This is a genomic window from Anaerobacillus sp. 1_MG-2023 (assembly GCF_030547345.1).
Taxonomy (GTDB): domain Bacteria; phylum Bacillota; class Bacilli; order Bacillales; family Guptibacillaceae; genus Guptibacillus; species Guptibacillus hwajinpoensis_B.
Map to the genome: position 1 here is coordinate 1 of NZ_JAUORD010000305.1, position 231 is coordinate 231.

A 231-nucleotide genomic window follows, 5' to 3' on the forward strand; every position below is an offset into this window, starting at 1 on the left:
CTTTTACTTGATCCACATGGAAACGATGTGTCACAAGACCATTATGCGTTAACTTCTTAGAATTAATCAGCTCTACCACTTTCCCAAACTGATTTGTTTGTAGCCTTGAACCAGTGATTGTCAGTTCCTTTTTCGTGATGTGCATCATTGCAATTGATGAAGGAGTTGCATTGAAACCTAACGTAACAACATTACCTGCAGGAGATGCTACTTCAACAGCTAATTCGAATG

The 231-nt window shown here is 39.0% G+C and carries 1 pseudogene; it reads right to left on the reverse strand.

The annotated features are described in order from the left end of the window. A pseudogene (locus Q4550_RS24250) lies at positions 1-231 on the reverse strand (alcohol dehydrogenase); the annotation flags it as partial.